Here is a 19,734-nt window from a genome sequence, read left to right as displayed (position 1 = left end):
TTATGACCCGAACTTGTCATTCAGTCCAGATCGCACGGGCCTCCGCGCCGCGCTGCAACACTCCCTGCCCGGCACCCGGCAACCGCCCGAAAACCCGTATGCCGCGCGCGGTGCGGCTTTCCTGACAGTTTGATGTCATGGCCCGTGGCGGGTGATGCCACGGGTTGCCTGCAGACAAATATGATTTTGTCATCATATAGAGATGGATTTATACTGAAGCAAATATGACAAAGCAGCCAAGGTGTTGTCATAAACTCGTCATACCTCCTAAATACACTGCCCGCTCTAAGTGGATGGACAGGGACCATTGATGACCAGAAAAGCAAAGCCGGAGAGCAGTACCCAACCTGAACTTCCCGCCAGTACGATTTACCTCAACCGTGAACTGTCGCAACTGGCCTTCAACCGCCGCGTGCTGGCCCAGGCCGAAGATGACAGCGTGCCGCTGCTGGAGCGCCTGCGCTATTTGTGCATTTGCAGCAGCAACCTCGATGAATTTTTCGAAGTGCGCATCGCCAGCCTGCTGGCCAACCGCATCGAGGGCGAGAACATCGACCCGCCCGAACTGCGCGCCGCGCTCGAACGCACCAGCGCCGAATGCCACCGCATCGTTACGCGCCAATATGAACTCCTGAACGAAGAGATCCTGCCGCAGCTGGCCGCCAACGGCATCCACCTGCTGCGCCATGACGACCGCAACGAAGCGCAGCGCGCCTGGGTGAAGCAATATTTCGAGCAGCACGTGCGGCCGCTGCTGACGCCCATCGGACTGGATCCGGCCCACCCCTTCCCGCAGGTGCACAACAAGAGCCTCAATTTCATCATCGAGCTCTCCGGCAAGGATGCCTTCGGACGCGGCACGGCCATCGTCATCGTCAAGGCACCGCGCGTACTGCCGCGCGTGATCAAGCTGCCGGACCACCTGTCGGCCAAGGGGCAGTCCTCGTTCTGCCTGCTCTCTTCGGTGATCCATGCGCATATCGCGGACCTGTTCCCGGGGCGCGACATCACCGCCTATTCGCAATTCCGCGTCACCCGCAACAGCGACCTGTGGGTCGATGAAGAAGAGGTCAAGAACCTGCGCCAGGCGCTGGAGACCGAATTGCAGAGCCGCCAGTTCGGCGTGGCGGTGCGCCTGGAAGTGGCGGCCAACTGCCCGGAACACCTGGCGCAGTTCCTGCTGAACCAGTTCAACATCGAGCGCAATCGTCTGTACGCCGTGCAGGGTCCGGTGAACATGGTGCGCCTGGGCGAGATCGTCAACCTGGTGAACCAGCCGGAGTTGCGCTTCCCGCCCTTCTCGCCCACCCTGCCGCCGCAGCTGGCCAATGAAAACATCTTTGCCGCGCTGGACAAGAAGGACGTGCTGCTGCACCACCCCTTCCAGTCCTTCCAGCCGGTGGTCGATTTCATCCGCACCGCCGCCCACGATCCGCGCGTGCTGGCCATCAAGCAGACCATCTACCGCACCGGCATGAACTCGGACCTGATGGAGGCCCTGATCTACGCCGCCCAGCATGGCAAGGAAGTGACGGTGATCGTGGAGTTGATGGCGCGCTTCGATGAAGAAGCCAACATCAACTGGGCCGTCAAACTGGAGCAGGCCGGTGCGCAGGTGGTCTACGGCGTGGTCGGCCTGAAGACGCACGCCAAGCTGGCCCTGGTGATCCGCCGTGACGACGACCAGAACCTGCGCTTCTATGCGCACCTGGGCACCGGCAACTATCACCCCAATACCACCAAGTTCTATACCGACTTTGGCCTGCTGACCTCCAACCAGGAGCTGACCGCCGAAGTCAACGAAGTCTTCATCCACCTCACCAGCCTGACCAAGCCCCGCAATCTCACGCACCTGTGGCTGGCGCCCTTCTCGCTGCAGAAGGAAATCATCCGTGCCATCCGCAACGAAGGGCAGATCGCCCGCGAAGGCCGGCCGGCGCGCATCATCGCCAAGATGAATGCGCTGCTGGATGAATCGGTGATCCGCGCGCTTTATGCGGCCTCGGCCGACGGCGTCAAGATCGACCTGATCGTGCGCGGTGCGTGCGCGCTGCGGCCCGGCGTGCCGGGGCTGTCGGAGAACATCAAGGTGCGCTCCATCATCGGCCGCTACCTGGAACACTCGCGCATCTATTACTTCCGCAACGACCTCAAGCACGACGTCTACCTGGCCAGCGCCGACTGGATGAACCGCAACCTGTTCCGCCGCATCGAGGTCGGCTTCCCGGTGCTGGACAAGGCACTCAAGAAGCGCGTGATGAACGAGGGCCTGAATCCCTACCTGAAGGACAACACCAACGCCTGGCACCTCGACGTCAATGGTGTCTATACCCTCAAGAAAGCGCGCAGCAAGCAGCAGTCCTTCAACGCCCAGCAGCATCTGATGACCACGCTGGGCATCCCGGCCACGCCGCCGGAAGAGCCTGTGTAATGCCGCGCATGGCGGCCTGCTGATTTCCTCAAGGAGCTGAGATGGACCTGATTCTGTGGCGTCATGCCGAGGCTGAACTGGGCGAACCCGACGAGGGCCGCGCCCTGACCCCGAAGGGGCACAAGCAGGCGGCCAAGATGGCCGAATGGCTGGACCGCAACCTGCCCGAGAGCTGCCGCATCCTGGTCAGCCCGGCCACACGCACGCTGCAAACGGTGGAAGCCTTGAAGCGCAAGTACAAGGTGGTGGCCGACCTGGCCCCCAACATGAGCGCCGACGACCTGCTGCGCGCGGCCAACTGGCCCGACAGCCGCGAGCCGGTGCTGATCGTGGGCCACCAGCCGACGCTGGGCCAGGTGGCGGCACGCCTGATCTCGGGGCAGCCGCAGGAATGGTCGCTGCGCAAAGGCAACGTGTGGTGGATCGCCCAGCGCGACCGGGGCGACGTGACCACCAATTACCTCAAGGCCGTGGTCGCCCCGGAATTGCTGAACAGCCCGGGCAAGCATCCGCCGCGCTGATCCCCGTACGGGAGGGGTGGATCGCCCCCTTTTGCGTGAAAAGTGAATGAAAAAATCGCCGCACCCTGCGCAAGCGGGCTGCGGCGATTCTTCATGGAGCGGGGTGAAGTTTCTGGCAAAAACGCCAGATCGTCCGGCGCGGAGGAGATCAGAAGATCAGGAAATCAGAAGGTCTCCCAGTCGCCATCATCCCCCGCCGGCAGACGCGAGGCGGGCTTGGCACTAGCGGCGGCTGCCGGCAAGGCCGGGCGCTTCAGTGCCGGGACCGCCTTGGGTACGGCCGGCTTGGTCGCTGCAACAGGCTTGGCCGGCGTGGCGGCAGCCTTGGGGGCAGGCTGCTGCACGTTGACCTGCGGCCGTAAGCTCACCACATCGCCCTGGCCTACGCGGAAGATCGCCACTTCCTGCATCAATGCCTGCGCCTGCTGCTCCAGCGACTTGGCCGCAGCACTGGCCTGTTCCACCAGGGCGGCATTCTGCTGGGTCGCTTCATCCATCTGCGTGACCGCGCGCGAGACCTGGTCGATACCGGCGCTCTGTTCATTGGAGGCGGCCGAGATCTCGCTCATGATGTCGGTGACGCGCTGCACTGCCTGGATCACGTCGCTCATGGTCTCGCCGGCCTGGCCGACCAGTTCCGAACCGGCCTGCACACGCTCCACCGAGTGCATGATCAGTTCCTTGATTTCCTTGGCGGCACTGGAAGAACGCTGCGCCAGCGCCCGCACTTCGGTGGCCACCACCGCAAAGCCGCGGCCCTGCTCACCGGCACGGGCCGCTTCGACGGCGGCGTTCAAGGCCAGGATGTTGGTCTGGAAGGCGATGCCGTCGATGATGCTGACGATGTCGGTGATGCGCGCCGAACTCTCGCGGATCTCTTCCATGGTCTGCACCACGCGGCCCACCACGGCATTGCCGTCGGCAGCGATGGTAGAGGCGTTGACCGCCAGGGTCGTCGCCTGGCGGGCATTGTCGGCGTTGTGCTTCACGGTACCGGTCAGTTCTTCCATGCTGGAGGCGGTTTCTTCCAGCGAGGCGGCCTGCTGCTCGGTGCGTGCGGACAGGTCCAGGTTGCCGGACGCGATCTCGCGCGTGGCCGTGGCAATCGCATCGCTGCCGCCGCGCACGGCACGCACGGTACGCGAGAGGCTCTCCTGCATGCGGGAAAGACCTTGCAGCAGCTGGCCCATTTCATTCTTCGAATGCACGTGGACCGGCTGCGTCAGGTCGCCATTGGCGATGGCATCGAAGTGGCGCAGCGCACGCTGCATCGGCTCACCGATCGCGCGGCGCAGCGACCACCAGCTGAAGAAGGCCAGCAGCAGGCCACCGATGACGGCGGCAATCGAGAACATGCGCGAGGCTTGGTAGCGCGCGTTGGTGGCAGCCAGGCTTTCTGCGGCCTGCTCGGTCTCGTACTTGTTGAGTGCCTGGCCATCGAGCTGCATGGCGCTGTAGGCCTGGCCCACCTTGCGTGCCTGATCGGCGATGGCCTGGCGATCCTGGGACTTGATGGCGGCCGTGAACTTGTCCAGCGCGACCTGGGTATTGGCAATGCCTTCGGAGACCTTCTTCACCAGCGCCCTGCCCTCGTCCGTCTGCGGCAGGGCCGTGTACTTGTCCCACCATTGCAGGGCTTCCTTGCGGGCATTGGCTTCCATGACGAACATGCGCTCGGTCCAGGCCGCATCCAGACTCATGGCGGCCTGGTCCAGCGAGGTCCGCTGGCGGCCGATCCAGATCAGGGTGTTGTCGGCGGCCACCGTCTTGGGAATGCGTTCTTCGGAAAGCTGGCGGTTGATGCTCACGGCGGCCGACATGCCCAGCAGGCCCGACAGGCCGAGCGCAAGCAGCAGGAGGGACAGGACAAGGACGGCAATGGCGAGTTGCGCCTTGATCGAGAGGTTCTTGATGGACATGGACTGGTTCCGGTGGATGAAGGGAAAGGGCCGCACTGCAATCCCCGGGGCCGCGTGCTGCGCACTCTGCGCAATCGGCGTGGTCGTCGTCCGGCCTGTGTGGCCGCTGCTGCGACGCCGCGCTCTTCCCCCCGGGTGCGCAGGTGACCGCCCTCCCCTTGCCGGGGCAATCCGCCTGCAACATTTGATATAGCTTTACGGCAACTTCGCAATTATCTTGAATTCTCACGCAGCGTGCTTGCCCGCCCCTGAAAAATAAAAACGCCGCCACCTTGACGGTGGCGGCGCTTGCACGCGAACTTGATTTTTTATTGACTAATGCTTAACCAGAATTACAAGTTCTTGCAACAGCGCATCCGATCAGAATTCCTCGAAATCATCATCGCGTGCGGCCGTCGCCGGCTTGCCTTTGGACGCACCGGAGACCGGCGGCAAGCTGGCCACAGCTGGCTTCCTGGCGGCAGCCACCGCGGGCGGCGGATTGACCGTGCGCACCGCTGCCGGGCTGTTCATCACCGGCGCGGCGGACTGCTTGTGCGCGGGATGTTGAGGCTGTGACTGAGGCCGCGCCTGCGCCGCCGTCTTCAGCTTGAACACGGCCACGGCACGGGCCAGCACATCGGATTGCTCCTGCAGGCTTTCGGCAGCGGCGGCGGCCTGCTCGACCAGTGCCGCATTCTGCTGGGTGATCTCGTCGATCTGCGCGATGGCATTGTTGACCTCGGCGATACCGGCGCTCTGCTCCTGGCTGGCGGCCGTGATCTCGCCCATGATGTCAGCCACGTGCTTCACCGACGCCACGATCTCGCTCATGGTGGCCCCGGCCTCATCGACCAGCTTGCCGCCGGCATCGACCTTGTCCACCGAATCGCTGATGAGCTCCTTGATTTCCTTGGCGGCCGCCGCGCTGCGCTGGGCCAGCGCGCGCACTTCCGAGGCGACCACCGCAAACCCGCGTCCCTGCTCGCCGGCACGGGCCGCTTCCACTGCCGCGTTGAGCGCGAGGATATTGGTCTGGAAAGCAATGCCATCAATCACGCCGATGATGTCGACGATCTTGCCCGAGCTCTCCTTGATCGAACCCATGGTGGCGACCACGTCGCCGACCACACGCCCACCCTTGGTGGCGTAATCCGAGGCCGACAGCACCAGCTGGTTGGCCTGCTGCGCGTTGGCGGCGTTTTGCTGCACGGTGGAGGTCAGCTGTTCCATCGAGCTGGCGGTTTCCTCCAGACTGGAGGCCTGCGATTCAGTGCGGTTCGACAGATCCACGTTGCCGCGCGCGATTTCATGCGAGGCGACGGCGATGACGGCGGCGCTTTCCTTGACCTCGTTGAGCGTGGTCGCCAGATTGCCCTGCATGGCATCGAGGGCGTTGACCAGATGTGCGGCTTCATCGCGCCCCTGGTCGTGGAAGTCGTGAGTGAGATCGCCACGGGAAATCGTTTCCGCAATACTGCCGGCGCGCTTGAGCGGATTGACGATGGAGCGCGTGATGATGAAGGTGAAGAAGAAGCCCAGCCCCAGCGTCAGCACGCCCATGGCCAGCATGCCGATCTGCGCCTTGCGGTAGCTGTCCTTGGCGTCAGCGTGAGCCTGCTTCATGTCCTCCTGCTGGAACGCCGCCAGGGCCGCCACGCTGGCCATCCACTTCTCATGCGCAGGGAGAAAATCGCTCTTGAGCTGCTGGGCTGCATCGAAGTAATTGTTGCTGGCCACCTGCTGGCGGATCTGCTCCACCAGCGGGAACAGCTTCTTGCTCTCGCCGCTGGTGGCTGCCAGCAAATCCTTGCCACGGCCATCGGCGGACAAACCTGTGATCTGCTTCTCGAAGCCGGCATAGGCTTTCAGTATCTCGCCCAGGTGTGCGTCCTCGGCCTTGCCCTCGGCGGCATCAGTGGGCGTGACCACCTTGCGCAGCGCCAGGGCCAGCTGGCTGCCGGCTTCGCGCATGTTCATGGCGCTGGTCATGGCGGCGACCTTCTGGTCGATCACGTATTCACTGCTGGCTTCCAGCTCGGCCATGCGCCACAGGCCGATCAGCAGGATGGCGGTGGCCAGCAGCAGAATGAGGCAGAAGCCGAATGCCAGGCGGCTGCCGATCTTGAGATGTTGAATCATGGCGTGTCTCTTCCTGATAACGCGAACGTCGACGGTGATGCAATTGCGCGCAGGGTGAACCAGCACCCTGCGAGTTGCTCTTTTTACTGCGTGTTGTTGCGCTCGCGGTGGAGCATGATTCATGCCCGGCCCGCCACCTTGCCCCGGCAAGGCCCGCCCGTAGCGGCTCTCAGGCCGACGCGACCGGTCTGCGGCGTGCCTCCGGTGTGGATTCTTGGTTTTTTTTAATCGGTATTACAAGCGGCGCACGCGGGCGTGGCGCATCTTAGAAGAGGGGTACGCGGGCATGCCAATGCTTTGTCGGCATGCCCTCATGTGCGTCTTGCATAGTTATCAAAAGATGAAGAACTGAACGGCTGCGCAAGGCAGCCGTTGCCGGGTCAGCGGATCTCTCGCACCGGCTTGATGGCCGCAGCCTTGCCGGGCGCACTGCGGTGCGCCAGGTGCAGGTGCTGCAGGAACTGCTGGGTGGCCGATTCCCAGGAGCGGGTGGCGGCGTGGGCGCGCACCGCCTCATGGTCGAGCTTCATGGCCTGCAGGCAGGCTTGCTTGAGGTCTTGGCGCAATACGCCGGACACGCCGTTGTCGACCACGTCGATCGGACCTTCCACCGGATAGGCCGCGACCGGAATGCCGCAGGCCATGGCCTCCAGCAGCACCAGGCCGAAGGTATCGGTCTTGCTGGGGAAGACGAACACATCAGCGCAGTTGTAATACGCCGGCAGCTCATCATGGCCCTTGGCCCCCAGGAAGCGCACTTCCGGATAGCGCGCGCTCAGGTCTTCCAGTTGCGGGCCATCGCCCACGACCCACTTGGTGCCGGGCAGGTCCAGCTTGAGGAAGGCTTCGATATTCTTTTCCACCGCCACGCGGCCCACGTAGAGGAACAGTGGACGTTCGATGCAGGCATGGTCTTCCACCGCCGGGCGGAAGTGATTGGTATCCACGCCGCGCCCCCACAGCACGACGTTGCGGAAGCCCTCCTCTTCCAGCGCGGTCTTCATCGCGGGAGTGGGCACCATGATGGCTTCGGAGCGGCCATGGAACCAGCGCAGCAGGCGATAGGTGATCGCCTTGGGCAGCAGCTTGCGCGCAGCCAGGTACTCCGGGAAACGGGTGTGATAGGCCGTGGTGAAACTGAGCTTGTGGCGCACGCAATAACGGCGCGCCGCCAGCCCCATCGGTCCTTCGGTAGCGATGTGGATGCAATCGGGCTGGAAGGCTTCGAGCGCCGCCACGATGCGGGCATAGGGCTTGTAGGCCAGGCGGATTTCAGGATAGGTCGGACAGGCGAAGGTGCGGAAGTCGCGCGGCGACAGCAGCAGCACTTCGTGGCCGAGACCGCGCAGGCAATGCACGGTGGAGCGCAAGGTGTTGACGACGCCGTTGACTTGCGGCTCTCCGGCGTCGCTGATGATGGCAATGCGCATAAACTATATAAACAATATAAACGATATGAATCGCGATGAACCCGCTGCCTCAGGCGGTGGCGAGTTCGCGGGCGGCCTGGCGCGCTTCCTTGCCCGCGCGCTTGAGTTGCATGATTTCCTGCCAGGTCACCAGGCGCAGTTCACCGCTGGGGTCTTCCACCAGTGCCGACAGGCTCTCGACCCAGTCGCCGTCGTTGCAGTAGACGACACCGCCGATGTCGCGGATCTCGGGCTTGTGGATGTGGCCGCAGATGACGCCATCCAGACCCTTCTTCTTGGCCTCGTCGGCGAGCGCGTCTTCGAAGGAGGTGATGTAGTTCACCGCATTCTTGACCTTGGATTTCAGGTACTGCGAAAGCGACCAGTACGGCAGCCCGGCACGCGCGCGCCAGCTGTTGAACCACTGGTTGAACTTGAGGATCATGGTGTAGAGGCTGTCGCCCACGTAGGCCAGCCACTTGGCGCAGGCGATCACGCCATCGAAGCGGTCGCCGTGCAGTACCAGCATGCGCTTGCCTTCGGCGGTCACGTGCACCAGCTCGTCGCGGATCTTGATGCCGCCGAAATCGAGGTCGATGAACTGGCGGATCACTTCATCGTGATTGCCGGGAACGAAGATGACATTGGTGCCCTTCTTGGCTTTCTTGAGCACGGTCTGCACGACGTTGTTGTGCGACTGGTCCCAGTACCAGCGACGCTTGAGTTGCCAGCCGTCGATGATGTCGCCGACCAGGTAGAGCGTTTCGGATTCGGTGGCGCGCAGGAACTCCAGCAGGCGTTCAGCCTGGCAGCCGGTGGTACCCAGGTGGATATCGGAAATCCAGATGGTGCGGAAGCGCAGCGGATCGCGCTTGGCTTCCTCGTCACCGGCATCGTGGTCGGGACCCAGGTCGGCGAACAGCCCCTGGGCTTTTTCCATGAACTGTTCGCGTGGCTTCATGCGGTCCTCGAATCCTTGAGGTAGTGACGGGCATAGCGGCTGTCGAGCTTGGAGAGCGGCAGCAGCAGGAAGAAATCGGCCGAGTGGAAATCAGGATCCCAGGCCGGTTCGCCGCACACCCACGCACCGCTGCGCAGGTAGCCGCGCAGCAGCGGCGGGATCTGCGGATCGACGCCGGCCTGGCGGTCTTCCAGCGGGAAGGGCAGGAGCGGCGTGACGCGGTAGTCCGGCGGCGCCAGGTTCTTTTCGCGGAAGGCGTGGTACAGCGCGGCGGCGTTGTGGCCGCCATCGGCCAGGCTCACGCTGGCGCAGCCCATCAGGTATTCGCAGCGTTCCTTGCGCATGTAGGCGGCCAGGCCGGCCCACAGCATCATGATGACGCCGCCGCTACGGTAGTCCGGGTGGATGCAGGCGCGGCCAGCCTCGGCGATGACGCCGCGGATGTTGTCCAGGCGCGAGAGATCGAATTCCTGTTCCGAGTAGAACTTGCCCATGCGGCGCGCACCGTGGGGGCTCAGCACGCGATAGGTGCCGACCACGGAGAGGGTCTTGCTGTCGCGCACGATCAGGTGATCGCAGTAGTCGTCGAACTCATCCTTGTCCAGGCCTTCGGGGTTGGCCAGGGCCGACAGGTTCATCGCTTCGATGAAGACCTTGTAGCGCAGGCGCTGAACTTCGCGCACTTCTTCCGGGGTGCTGGCCAGGCTCAGGTTCAGCTTGGCAAAACTCGGATTGGCATCGGCAGGAATGGTAAGCAGTCTCATGCATTGTCCTTTGTGGTGATGTTTGAAAGAGACCGTGGAAGATGTCAGCCAGGTCAACCAGACAACATAAGCGACCTCACCTGAACTGCTTCCCGCGTCCCCTTCAGAATTGCGGCTGCCTCAAATGAAATCGAAGAATTGATCGATTAATTTCGAGAAACAGCCGATGTCCCCGGGATAACGCTGCACAGACTAACCAGCGAATGTTTCACGCACATGACCTTTGCGGCCGTTTTGGCAGTGCAGCAACAACCGGCGGCCCAGCGTTACAATGGCGTGACAAAGCTGCGTCCGGAGACCTCCCTGCGGGGAGCAGACGCATGCGCGAGGGCAAGGAAAACGGGTGCAAGGGCGAGATCGGCACCCGTGGAATCTTTCGATGCGCAGTTCATCGAAACCAGGGATTGATGGCCGTCATCGGACACCGTGTGCGACAGCGCCGGTGCCGAGGGCGGTCTGGCTTTGCAATGTCCGTCAACTCGAAACATAAAGGAAGATCATGCTACTCAAGGATAAAGTCGCACTCATTACCGGTTCGGCCAGCGGCATCGGCAAGGAAATCGCGATCGAATATGCCAAACAAGGCGCCAAGGTCGTCATCGCCGACCTTGCCCTGGAAGCCGCCAAGGCCACGGCTGAAGAAATCGTCAAGAATGGCGGCACCGCGATGGCGGTGGCCATGAACGTCACCGATGAAACCCAGGTCGACAAGGGCGTGGCCGATGCCGTGAACACCTACGGCGGGCTGGACATCATGATCAGCAATGCCGGCATCCAGATCATCAGCCCGGTCACCGAACTGTCGCTGGAAAACTGGCGCAAGATGCTGGCGATCCACCTGGACGGCGCCTTCCTGACCACCCGCGCGGCGATGAAAGCCATGATCAAGCAGGGCCGTGGCGGCTCCATCATCTACATGGGTTCGGTGCACTCGCATCAGGCCTCGGCGCTCAAGTCGCCCTACGTGACCGCCAAGCACGGCCTGCTGGGCCTGGCCAAGACCGTGGCCAAGGAAGGGGCCAAGGACAAGATCCGCACCAATGTCATCTGTCCCGGCTTCGTGCGCACGCCGCTGGTGGAAAAGCAGATCCCCGAGCAGGCCAAGGAATTCGGCATCAGCGAAGAGGATGTCATCAAGAAGATCATGCTCAAGGACACCGTGGACGGTGAATTCACCACCACCCAGGACGTGGCCCAGACCGCCGTGTTCCTGGCGGCCTTCCCGACCAATGCGCTGACCGGCCAGTCCGTCGTGGTCAGCCACGGCTGGCATATGCAGTAAGCTTCACCCGCATCCAGGCTTCTCCCAAAGCCGCCGTGGCGCAAGCCCGGCGGCTTTGTCTTGGCCACCGGAAACACTGATGTTTTGCAAGATGTTTCAGGTCATGCCGATGTCATATGAAGGTAATAACGTCCCCGGACCCTCCCCCGAGAATCTGGAGATGCCATGGATGCCCAAGCCGTCAAGGATTTCCGCGCCTGCGTGGCCGACACTGCCAGCGAACGCCAGCGTGTGCGCTCGCTGGTAGCCTGCGGACAATGGCGCGAGGCCGAGCCCGACAGTGAACGGGCGCGCGCCTATGCCCTGCGCCAGCGCAACCTGGGCCATCCGGCCGGTCCGGAATCGATCATCGGCGACAGCGAGGATTTCCTGCGCGCCAGCTTCCTGGCGCAAGGCGCAGCGGTGGCGCGAGCGGTGGCATACGTCGAGGTCAACAGCGATCAGAGCAGCGAACTGGCCACCGGCTTCTTGATCAGCCCGCGCCTGTTCCTGACCAACCAGCACGTCATCGCGGATGCCGCCGCCGCACGCGGCACACGTCTCACCTTCCTGCGCGAACTCGACGCACGCGGAGTGCCGCGTGCCACCACCAGCTACCTGCTGGCACCGGAGCGGCTGGCGCTGTTCTCGCCAGCGGATCAGCTGGACTATGCCCTCATCGCACTGGGCGAACGCCAGTCAGGGACGGCCACGGTGGAGGAGCTGGGCTTCTGCCCGCTCTCGGACCAGCCCGACAAGCACGTCATCGGCATGGCGGCCAACATCATCCAGCATCCGTCCGGCTGGATGAAGATGATCAGCATCCGCAACAACACCGTCACCGCGCGCACCGAACACACCCTGCTCTACGAGACCGATACCCAGCAAGGCTCGTCCGGCTCGCCGGTCTTCAACGACGACTGGCAGCTGGTGGCCTTGCATCACTGGGGCGAGCCTTATCGCGATGCCGGTACGGAAGATCAACCGCTGCGCAAGGTCAACGAAGGCATACGCATCAGCGCCCTCTACCGTGACCTGCTGGCACGCCTGCCCACCTTGCCGCCTGAGGCCCGGGCGTTGCTGCAGGAGGCCTTGAGCTATCAGGTGGCCAGCGCGCCCGCTGCCCTCACCGTCGCCGACAACACCGCATCCGACATGACACAGGAGATCAGCATGAACAACAGTGGCAAAGACATCGCTCTGCAGACCGCAACCCTGACGATTCCGCTGGAAGTGACGGTGCGGGTTGCGGGAGGTGCAGCGACCGTCGCCCAGGCGACGACACCCGCTGCCGCCAACGCAAGCCTCTCTGCCAACAACGCGACCTTGCAGCCACCACGCCGGCTCTCCCCGCCCCGCCCCTCCGCAGGCGCAGAAGCCTTGCGCATCGATCCGGATTACGGCAATCGCAGCGGCTACGATGCCGCTTTCATCCCCGGCGCAGAGCTGCCGCTGCCACAGCCGGATGCGAAGCTGGCGGGCGACATCGTCCCGCTGCTGCCTACCGTGGCCGGTGCCGCTGGCGACGACGGCGAACTGAAATATGAACACTTCAGCATCAAACTGTTGAAGCGCCGCCGCATGGCCGCCTTCACTGCCACCAACATCGACGGCACGCATTACCTTGCAGTCGATCGCGGCAGCGGCCAGGTCAATGCGGCCGAAGGCGATGCCTGGTTCCGCGATCCGCGCGTGGCGGCGGGCAGCGTGCTGGAGCAGGATTTTTATTCGGCGTGGTCGACCTATTTCGATCGGGGCCACCTGACGCGCCGTTCCGATCCGAGCTGGGGTACGCCGGAAGAAGCCGAACGCGCCAATGCCGACACCTTCCATTTCACCAATTGCTCGCCCCAGCATTTCCGCTTCAACCAGAGCGCGACCTACTGGCAGGGCCTGGAGCGCTATGTGCTGGAGAACGGCGTGCTGGCTGCCAGCAGCAAAGGCCGCCTGTGCGTCTTCCAGGGCCCGGTGTTCAACGACCAGGTGGACCTGTGGGCCGATGAGGTGCAGATCCCTTCGGCCTTCTTCAAGATCGTGGTGTGGAAGGGCAAGCAAGGCTTGAAAGCGGTAGGCCTGCTGGCCGACCAGTCGGCCCTGCTGTCGGAGAGCCGACACAGCCTGGGAACGCCGCGCGACCTGCCCTCGGTGGACGTCAACCACTGGCGCGTGGCCATTCCCGAACTGGAAAGGATGACCGGGCTGGACTTCGGTTCCAGGGTACGCGCCGCCGATACCATCGCCGATGGCAAGCAGCCGCAGGTCGGCGAAGCGCGCCAGCGCATCACGGCCTTCGAGCAGATCCGGCTGTAGCAGCGAAGTCCGCTATCATGGCGGGATTGCTTTGCATCCCTGCCCGCCATGATCCCATCCTCGCGACCGCATCCCGACACTGCCCCACCCGTGGCGCAGCTGCACCTGCGCAGCTATCGGGAGGAGTCCTTGGCGCACCGGCATGATTTTCCGCAACTGGTGCTACCGCTGGCAGGCCATCTGGCGATGGACATCGCCGGCCGCGAAGGCCTGGCCGATACCGCCACGGCGGCCTTCGTCGAACCCGGCGCGCGGCATGCCACGCGCGCGGGCGGCGAGAATCGTTCGCTGGTGGTCGACCTGGCACCCGATGCGGTCGGCAGCCTGCAACTGGAGGCGCTGGCGCAGCGGCCTTTCCTGCCGTTGTCGCGCGCCGCCGGCAAACTGGTGGAATTCATGGCGGTGGCGGCGAGCGACACCCGCCCCGCCGGCAACACGCTGCAGCATTGGGTTCCCCTGCTGCTGGACGCGCTCACGCAACAGCCGCAGGCACTGTCGCGGCTGCGTTTGATGCTGGCACGGGTGGAGGCGCGCGCCGAGCATCCCTGGACGGTGGCGCAGATGGCGGAACTGGCGGCGATCTCCCCCAGCCGCCTGCATGAATGGTTTCGCGCTGAACTGGACACGTCGCCGCGCGCCTGGCTGGCCGAAGTGCGCGTGGCCCGGGCCTGCCAGCTGCTGCGCACCAGCAGCCTGCCGCTGGCGCAGATTGCCCAGCGCTGTGGCTATGGCGACCAGAGTGCGCTCACGCATGCGCTGCGCAAGCTGCGCGGCACGACCCCATCAGCGTATCGGAAAAGTTATTTGCCCTGAGGACGGCTGGCCTTGCCCGGCCGCAGCAGGCACTCGTTGAAGTAGCCTGCATAGTGCGCATAATCGGGCGTCGGCAAACCCGCCGTCTTGGCACGATCATCCCAGCGCCGCAACCTGACGGCATCCTCGGCATAGGGCCGATCGATGAAAGCCGCCGCCTGTTCCACATCGAAGATCCCGCCCTGCAATTGCAGGCTGCGCACCGAATCGGCCGAGAGCTGCGCGAAGTAGTCCGGATCAGTGGCGCACAGGTAGCGCTTGGCATCCACATGCAGGGCAATCGGCGCCAGCACGGATTCATGGAAGACGCCGCGCAGGAAAGGCAGCACGCGATACTGGTGCAGGTCATCGATGCCGGCCAGGGTGGGCGTCTGGCCCAGGTCTTCCAGCAGGTGGCCAAGATCGTGCAGCAGGCTGGCCACGATCAGACTGGGCGCTGCGCCCTCCTGCTCGGCCAGCAGCGCCGATTGCAGCGCGTGTTCCAGTTGCGTGACCGGCTCGCCGGTGTATTGCGTGTGGCCGTGCCGTGTGAACAGCAGGGCAATGTCATCCAGGCTCAGGGCCATCATGCGCCTCGCAGGTGAAGAAAAAGACCGAACGCCACTATAGCCCCTGCATCGGCGCACTCCGTGACATCTCCATGACACGCGCACGCGCAAAGAAAAACGGCGAGCCTTGCGGCCCGCCGTCGTTCATCGCTTCACTGCCTCACTGCTTGACTGCTTTGCTGCTTACTTCTTCAGGTCATAGCGATCCAGATCCATCACCTTGACCCAGGCCGCCACGAAGTCCTTGACGAACTTTTCCTTGGCGTCCGAGCTGGCATAGACTTCAGCCAGGGCGCGCAGCACGGCGTTGGAGCCGAACACCAGGTCGACACGGGTGCCGGTCCACTTGACGGCACCGCTCTTGCGGTCACGGCCTTCGAACTCTTCCTGGGCGGGCGAAGTGGACTTCCACTCGGTGCCCATGTCCAGCAGATTGACGAAGAAGTCATTGGACAGCACACCCACCTTGGAAGTGAACACACCCTTGGTGCTGCCACCCACCGTGTTGCCCAGCACGCGCAGGCCACCGATGAGGACCGTCATTTCCGGAGCGGTCAGGGTCAGTTGCTGGGCCTTGTCGATGAGCATGTCTTCGGCACGCACTGCATAACGCTGCTTCTGGAAGTTGCGGAAACCATCAACGACGGGTTCCAGCGGCTCGAAGGAGGCCACATCGGTCTGCTCCTGCGACGCATCCACACGGCCTGCGCTGAAGGGGACCGTCACGGCCACGCCTGCATCCTTGGCCGCCTTTTCGACGGCTGCGCTACCGGCCAGCACGATCAGGTCCGCCAGCGACACCTTCTTGGCACCTTGGTTGAACTCGGACTGGATGCCTTCCAGTGCCTTCAACACCTTGGCCAGCTGGGCCGGCTGATTGGCAGCCCAATCCTTCTGCGGCGCCAGGCGCACACGCGCACCGTTGGCACCACCGCGCATGTCGCCACCCCGGAAGGTGGAAGCCGAGGCCCAGGCGGTCGAGACCAGCTCGCTCACCGACAGGCCCGAGGCCAGGATCTTGCTCTTCAGGGCCGTGACATCGGCTGCATCAATCGGCGCACCTTCTGCCTTGGGCAGCGGATCTTGCCAGATCAGTTCTTCAGCCGGCACTTCCGGGCCGAGGTAGCGGGCACGCGGACCGAGGTCGCGGTGGGTCAGCTTGAACCAGGCGCGGGCGAAGGCGTCGGCGAACTGCTCCGGGTGTTCCAGGAAGCGGCGCGAGATCTTTTCGTAAGCCGGATCGAAGCGCAGCGACAAGTCCGTGGTCAGCATGGTCGGACGCAGGGGCGCGCCACCGTGGGCGTGCGGGATCACCGCATCGGCGCCCTTGGCCACCCATTGATGGGCACCGGCCGGGCTCTTGGTCAGTTCCCACTCATAGTTGAACAGGTTCTCGAAGAAGTAATTGCTCCACTGGGCAGGAGTCTGGGTCCAGGTCACTTCCAGGCCGGAGCTGATGGTGTCGCCACCGACGCCGCTGCCGAAGCTGCTCTTCCAGCCCATGCCCTGGTGTTCCAGGCCCTCGCCTTCCGGTTCGCGGCCCACGTGCTTGGCGTCGCCTGCACCGTGGGTCTTGCCGAAGGTGTGGCCACCGGCGATCAGGGCCACGGTTTCTTCATCGTCCATCGCCATGCGGGCGAAGGTTTCGCGGATGTCATGGGCGGCGGCCACCGGATCAGGGTTGCCTTCCGGACCTTCCGGGTTCACGTAGATCAGGCCCATCTGGACGGCGGCCAGCGGGTTTTCCAGGTTGCGGCCGGTGGGGCCGGTGCGGCTCTGCTCATTGCCGTGACGGTCGGCATCGGCCGTGATCTCGCCGTGGCTGGCGCCGGCCTTGCCCTTGCCGTAGCGGTCATCGCCGCCCAGCCAGGTCGATTCGGTACCCCAGTAGACGTCCAGGTCCGGTTCCCACACGTCCTGGCGGCCACCGGCGAAACCGAAGGTCTTGAAACCCATGGTTTCCAGCGCGACGTTGCCGGTCAGGATCAGCAGGTCAGCCCAGGAGATCTTGTTGCCGTACTTCTGCTTGACCGGCCAGATCAGGCGGCGTGCCTTGTCCAGGTTGACGTTGTCGGGCCAGCTGTTCAAGGGCGCGAAGCGCTGCTGGCCACGGCCGGCACCGCCGCGGCCATCGCCGATGCGATAGGTACCGGCGCTGTGCCAGGCCATGCGGATGAACAGCGGACCATAGTGGCCGAAGTCGGCCGGCCACCAGTCCTGCGAATCGGTCATCACCTTGGCCAGGTCGGCCTTGACGGCGGCCAGGTCGAGGCTCTTGAAGGCTTCGGCGTAGTTGAAATCCTCACCCATGGGGTTGGACTTGGAAGAATGCTGGGCCAGCAGATCCACACGCAGCTGCTTGGGCCACCAGTCGCGGTTGCTGGTGCCGCTACCGGCGGTGTGGTTGAAGGGGCACTTGGCTTCGTTCGACATTGCGTTCTCTCCTGTTGATCGACCCGATGGGTCATGACGCCCGGACCGGGAAACGGGCATCTTCGTGGCTACCTCCAGCCTGGCTGGACATAGCGGCTTGTACTGCAGCGACAGGCTGACTGCGTTCTGCTACGGCACCATGACGCCGTACTGCGGGGCCAGCTTCGCCTTGTTCCGGTCGTGCTTGCGAAGAACCATTAATGTAATTGATCGAAAACAATCGCGTGATTGTCTTTTTGTATAATGCCAGTCAATAAATCCAATCCCACAGGTTCAGAATTTGTGGGTGAACAGTGTAGCCAAAGGCAAATATTCCTGCTGAACTTGCGGCACATTGTTTGTGCAGGCCGTGCGCAACAGCAGCGGAGAACGTGATCACCCCGACCGTGAGGAAATGCGAATATCGGATGCGTACATTGCCTGCTGGGGCAATCTTGCCTGAGGGAAGTCGCCATCCTGGCCTACAGGAGAATACGAGTTTCGAGATTCTTCAGGTCAACCGATATGGAGGTGAATCGTTGATGAAACGCTGCCCGCGTGCCGGGCCGCCCTCCTTTTCCCACATTACAAGAACCATCATGACGGAAGCCACCGAAAACCTGGAACACGCCGAGCACGCCCATGCCTCCGGCAACAAGAAGCTGGCCTTGCTCATCGCCATCCTGGCGCTGGTGCTGGCCATTACCGAAACCCTGTCCAAGTCCTACCAGACCGAGGTCATCCTGAAGCATCAGGAGGCGGCCAACCTGTGGTCCTTCTTCCAGGCCAAATCGGTGCGCGGCAATGCGGCGCAGCTGGCCAAGCAGCAACTGACCTTGCTGGGCAATCCCAAGGATGAACGCATCAGCGCGGCCGTGGCCAAGCTCGACGACGCCATCGCCCATTACGACAGCGACGAGAAGAGCGGCGAAGGCAAGAAGGAGCTGTCCCACAAGGCGCGCGAAGCCGAGCACGAGGCGCATGCCTACATGGAGAAGTACGAAAAGATGGAAATGGCCGCCGGCATGCTGCAAGTGGCCATCGTGCTGGCCTCGGCCACCATCATCACCGGCGTGGCCGTGCTGGCCTACCTGTCGATGGGCATCGGCGTGGTGGCGCTGGCCTTTATCGGTGCGGGCTTGTTCGGCACCGCGATCTGAACGGCTTGACCGCACAGCAGACCAACGCCGGCCTCGTGCCGGCGTTTTCGTTTCTGCCCTCGCCCGCCACAAGAAAACCGTAGCCTGCAACAATCCTTCCCGCGTCGGCTGGGGCATACTGCCCCCCTTTGCAACATGGCTGACTTTGATTCCCGATGAGTTCCAACACGATCCTGCAAGGCATTTTTTATGGCGCACTGGCCGGTGCCGCCTGGGGCCTGGTATTCCTGGCCCCTGAACTGACCCGCGCCTTCTCGCCCTGGCAACTGACGGCCGGGCGCTATCTGGCCTACGGACTGTTCGCAGCGCTGCTGATCGCGCCGCGCATCAAGAAACTGCTGCCGCACCTGGGCCGTGACGAATGGCGCGCGCTGGTGTGGCTGAGCTTGCTGGGCAATGTGGTGTATTACGTGTTCCTGGCCAGTGCCGTGCAACTGGGTGGCATGGCCATGACCTCGCTGGTGATCGGCTTCCTGCCGGTGGCGGTGAGCATCATCGGCAGCCGCGGCCATGGCGCGGTCTCGCTGCGCAAGCTGGCCCCGTCGCTGGCCTTGGGCCTGGCCGGCATCGCCTGCGTGGCCTGGCAGTCGCTATCCGGGTCGGCTGGAGGCGATATGAAGCAAAGTGTCATCGGCTTCTTCTGCGCCCTGGCCGCATTGGCCTCCTGGACCACCTATGCGGTCGGCAACAGCCGCTGGCTGGCGCGCCTGCATGAAGTTTCTGCGCACGACTGGAATCTGCTGATCGGCGTGGTCACGGGGCTGCTGTCGCTGTTCATCGCAGTGCCGGCCTTCACGGTGATGCTGCAGCCGCATGCGGGCAGCGCGTGGATGCATTTCGTGGCGGTGTCGGCGGGAGTGGCGATCTTTGCGTCGCTGTTCGGCAATGCCTGCTGGAACAAGGCCAGCCGCCTGCTGCCACTGACCATGATCGGGCAGATGATCCTGTTCGAGACCCTCTTTGCCCTGCTCTACGGCTTCCTGTGGGAACAGCGTTGGCCGACCTTGCTGGAGATCGCGGCCATGGTGCTGGTCACCGTCAGCGTGCTGCTGTGCGTATCCGCGCACCGGGTCGATGAGGGCGGCGGGCACTGAAGCCCCCTCC

Annotated in this window: 14 protein-coding genes; 7 read left to right on the top strand and 7 right to left on the bottom strand. The window is 63.5% G+C overall.

From position 1 onward, the window contains the following. The first annotated feature begins 310 nt into the window (after window positions 1-310). Together ppk1 and sixA are read left to right on the top strand one after the other, a co-directional pair. The gene (ppk1, locus tag ACWFUC_RS11290; RefSeq protein ID WP_034332662.1) at window positions 311-2,431 is read left to right on the top strand and encodes a polyphosphate kinase 1; all 2,121 of its coding nucleotides are present in this window, start codon (window positions 311-313) and stop codon (window positions 2,429-2,431) included. 41 nt (window positions 2,432-2,472) lie between these two features. Then, window positions 2,473-2,952 (top strand): phosphohistidine phosphatase SixA, encoded by a 480-nt coding sequence (sixA, locus tag ACWFUC_RS11285; protein WP_039788936.1) that lies wholly within the window; start codon window positions 2,473-2,475, stop codon window positions 2,950-2,952. A 164-nt stretch (window positions 2,953-3,116) separates the two neighbouring features. Here the strand turns inward: sixA and ACWFUC_RS11280 are convergent, their stop codons facing one another. The 5 genes from ACWFUC_RS11280 to ACWFUC_RS11260 all read right to left on the bottom strand — a co-directional run bounded on the left by ACWFUC_RS11280 (window position 3,117) and on the right by ACWFUC_RS11260 (window position 10,126). Then, window positions 3,117-4,871 carry a methyl-accepting chemotaxis protein gene (locus tag ACWFUC_RS11280; protein ID WP_121037933.1) on the bottom strand — a complete coding sequence of 585 codons (1,755 nt, stop codon included), beginning with the start codon at window positions 4,869-4,871 and terminating at the stop codon, window positions 3,117-3,119. A 360-nt stretch (window positions 4,872-5,231) separates the two neighbouring features. Beyond that, window positions 5,232-6,992: a methyl-accepting chemotaxis protein gene (locus ACWFUC_RS11275; protein ID WP_489624908.1), complete on the bottom strand. Its 1,761-nt coding sequence runs from the start codon at window positions 6,990-6,992 to the stop codon at window positions 5,232-5,234. A 380-nt stretch (window positions 6,993-7,372) separates the two neighbouring features. After that, the gene (locus ACWFUC_RS11270; RefSeq protein ID WP_489637599.1) at window positions 7,373-8,422 is read right to left on the bottom strand and encodes a glycosyltransferase family 4 protein; all 1,050 of its coding nucleotides are present in this window, start codon (window positions 8,420-8,422) and stop codon (window positions 7,373-7,375) included. A 49-nt stretch (window positions 8,423-8,471) separates the two neighbouring features. Beyond that, entirely contained in the window at window positions 8,472-9,362 is an 891-nt protein-coding gene (locus ACWFUC_RS11265; protein WP_134221658.1) for a UDP-2,3-diacylglucosamine diphosphatase, read from the bottom strand. Continuing rightward, window positions 9,359-10,126, bottom strand: coding sequence for a GNAT family N-acetyltransferase (locus ACWFUC_RS11260; protein WP_039788946.1), 768 nt, complete (start codon window positions 10,124-10,126; stop codon window positions 9,359-9,361). The genes ACWFUC_RS11265 and ACWFUC_RS11260 overlap by 4 nt, the downstream gene beginning before the upstream one ends. A 499-nt stretch (window positions 10,127-10,625) precedes the next feature. Here ACWFUC_RS11260 and ACWFUC_RS11255 point away from each other — a divergent pair, with 499 nt between their 5' ends. The 3 genes from ACWFUC_RS11255 to ACWFUC_RS11245 all read left to right on the top strand — a co-directional run bounded on the left by ACWFUC_RS11255 (window position 10,626) and on the right by ACWFUC_RS11245 (window position 14,510). Next, window positions 10,626-11,408, top strand: a complete 783-nt coding sequence (locus ACWFUC_RS11255) for a 3-hydroxybutyrate dehydrogenase (RefSeq protein WP_034332649.1) — start codon at window positions 10,626-10,628, stop codon at window positions 11,406-11,408. Window positions 11,409-11,573: 165 nt separating this feature from the next. After that, window positions 11,574-13,697, top strand: coding sequence for a DNA/RNA non-specific endonuclease (locus tag ACWFUC_RS11250; RefSeq protein WP_489624907.1), 2,124 nt, complete (start codon window positions 11,574-11,576; stop codon window positions 13,695-13,697). Between the two features lie 48 nt (window positions 13,698-13,745). Then, complete coding sequence (locus tag ACWFUC_RS11245; protein WP_489624906.1) at window positions 13,746-14,510, top strand: helix-turn-helix transcriptional regulator; 765 nt, start codon at window positions 13,746-13,748, stop codon at window positions 14,508-14,510. Here the strand turns inward: ACWFUC_RS11245 and ACWFUC_RS11240 are convergent. Both ACWFUC_RS11240 and katG read right to left on the bottom strand, forming a co-directional pair. Further along, window positions 14,498-15,076: a phosphonate degradation HD-domain oxygenase gene (locus ACWFUC_RS11240; RefSeq protein ID WP_034332666.1), complete on the bottom strand. Its 579-nt coding sequence runs from the start codon at window positions 15,074-15,076 to the stop codon at window positions 14,498-14,500. The genes ACWFUC_RS11245 and ACWFUC_RS11240 overlap by 13 nt on opposite strands. Window positions 15,077-15,241: 165 nt before the next feature. After that, on the bottom strand, window positions 15,242-17,491 hold the full coding sequence (katG, locus tag ACWFUC_RS11235) for a catalase/peroxidase HPI (RefSeq protein WP_121037916.1): 2,250 nt from the start codon (window positions 17,489-17,491) through the stop codon (window positions 15,242-15,244). A 578-nt stretch (window positions 17,492-18,069) separates the two neighbouring features. Here katG and ACWFUC_RS11230 point away from each other — a divergent pair. Together ACWFUC_RS11230 and ACWFUC_RS11225 are read left to right on the top strand one after the other, a co-directional pair. Next, window positions 18,070-18,630, top strand: coding sequence for a DUF4337 domain-containing protein (locus ACWFUC_RS11230; RefSeq protein WP_034332644.1), 561 nt, complete (start codon window positions 18,070-18,072; stop codon window positions 18,628-18,630). 155 nt (window positions 18,631-18,785) lie between these two features. After that, window positions 18,786-19,724: a DMT family transporter gene (locus tag ACWFUC_RS11225; RefSeq protein ID WP_489624905.1), complete on the top strand. Its 939-nt coding sequence runs from the start codon at window positions 18,786-18,788 to the stop codon at window positions 19,722-19,724. The last annotated feature ends 10 nt before the right edge of the window (window positions 19,725-19,734 follow it).

This window comes from Herbaspirillum sp. Her4 (genome assembly GCF_057961335.1).
Note: the sequence above shows the minus strand (reverse complement) of the source record. Positions and strands in the feature narration are given on the sequence as shown.